The sequence below is a fragment of the Tychonema sp. LEGE 06208 genome, assembly GCF_015207505.1.
In the GTDB taxonomy this organism is placed as follows: Bacteria; Cyanobacteriota; Cyanobacteriia; order Cyanobacteriales; family Microcoleaceae; genus Microcoleus.
The window spans coordinates 1-1811 of record NZ_JADEWT010000218.1 but is presented as its reverse complement, the minus strand read 5'-3'; the positions used below and the strand labels follow the sequence as shown (position 1 = coordinate 1811).

The 1811-nt window shown below is 39.9% G+C and carries 1 protein-coding gene and 1 rRNA gene; one reads left to right on the top strand and one right to left on the bottom strand.

The window, feature by feature from the left end:
- Positions 1 to 474 precede the first annotated feature (474 nt).
- The gene (locus IQ263_RS27990) at positions 475 to 1626 is read left to right on the top strand and encodes an ISAs1 family transposase (protein WP_194071286.1); all 1152 of its coding nucleotides are present in this window, start codon (positions 475 to 477) and stop codon (positions 1624 to 1626) included.
- Between the two features lie 100 nt (positions 1627 to 1726).
- Here IQ263_RS27990 and rrf read toward each other — a convergent pair.
- Positions 1727 to 1811: ribosomal RNA gene (rrf, locus tag IQ263_RS30150) — 5S ribosomal RNA — on the bottom strand; the annotation flags it as partial.

Below are 1811 nucleotides of genomic sequence, written 5' to 3'. Positions count from 1 at the left end.
TTGGTAAAATGGAGGTAACATTTTCTATAGATGGGGTTGTTTAACGATATTGACCCCATCTTTTTTTACCATAAATCGGTCAAACCTTTGTTAGCTATGGGTTTTAACGGGGTTGTCACCCCGTCAGGACAAATATTCTAGATTTACCCGGTGTCATAGTAGAAGACTACAAGCAGATAGGAACTACATTGATTTTAATGGTAAAATCCTGTCGGGCTACAAGTCGCCTATAACGCTGACAGGATCAGTCTCATAGCTCTTAACCCTTGTTGATAATTAGGTAGTTTATGTGGAGACAAAGACATTAATTCAACAACAACCAGCCAATTACTAGATATTGAATCAACCCATGATTCACCCCATAGCCCTATATAAAAAGCAGGGTGGATTAATTGTCATGGGGGTATGTATGATAGAAGAGGTAATCAAGTCTGCCCCGTCCGGGTAGACTATCCAGGGTGGAATGAATCAACAATGAATTTAATTGAAGCAATTAAAGCTGTTCCAGATCATAGACATTCGAGAGGTATTAGACATGAACTTTGGCTGATATTAACGATAATTTTATTGGGTAGTTGCACGGGATATTGGGGGTATAAGCCCTTAGTAGAATTTACCAAAAATCATAGAAAGACCCTCATAAAATTATTCAACCTTCCAAGTGATATTCGCTTTCCATCAGACTCAACCTTTAGGAATATAATTCAATCATTGGATTTTGAGATATTAGCAGTTCTTTTCAATATATGGTCTCAACAGGAATTGTCAATAGACGAAGGAGAATTGATGGCAATGGATGGAAAAAGCCTAAAAAGTACCTCAGTAGGTGGCAGCAGTTCTTACCAAAACTTTGTGAGTATGGTTTCCGTTTATAGTCATCATCATGGATGGGTAGTTCGACATAAAGTCATGGAAAATAAACTCCAAAGTGAAGTCGAAGTCGTCCAGGAGCTAGTTCAAGAACTCTCCGGTAATAAAGTAGTAATTACCCTCGATGCACTACCTTGTCAAAAAAAAACGCTAGCGTTAATTATTAATTGTGGCAATGACTATATAGTTACGCTCAAAAAGAATCAATTAAATCTGTTTAAAGCGGCTAAGAAATTAGTGAGTTCTGCCGTGGCGACTGACGAATACGAAGTCTCTGAATGTGTACATGGGCGAACCACAACTCGCCACACCAAGATTTATCCAATTCCACCTCAATTATTACCCCTTTGGAGGAGTGCAAAACACATAATTGTGGTCAGGAGATATGGAACCAGATGGGAGGGGAAAAAAAGTCGTCGTCACCTGATTAATTTCGATGAAGTACACTATTATTTAAGTAGTCTGGATTGGTCTGCGAGTCAATTTGCCGAGGCTATTCGTGGGCACTGGTTAATTGAGAATCGACTGCATTGGGTTAAAGATGTGACGTTAAACGAGGATAACGATATTCGTCGCGGTGGCAATGCACCTGCTAATTGGGCAATGGTCAGGCAATTTTTAGTGTCATTGGCTCGAATGAAAGGTACTCATACTTTTCCTGAAGCTTTAAGATTAATGGCTAATCAAATAGAAGATTTGAGTGAGTTGCTTTTTGATTTATCTGGTCTAGATAAACCTGTTAAATGCCTCGCATAAAGTTGGTCAATAGCCTTCATAGCATTGATGAAGGCCTCTCGACAATTAATCCACCCTGCCCTCGGAATATTCCGAGGGGGGCTTTGTGTAAGTAAAATTAACCAGGCATCGAGCTATTTTCTCAGGCAGTGACCCGCCAAATATCTTCGCCACCACAGCGTTTAACAACCGAGTTCGGGATGGAA

Bases quoted from the DNA above. Each gene is read 5' to 3' on its own strand.
- IQ263_RS27990 (WP_194071286.1), top strand. From the start codon at position 475: ATGAATTTAATTGAAGCAATTAAAGCTGTTCCAGATCATAGACATTCG.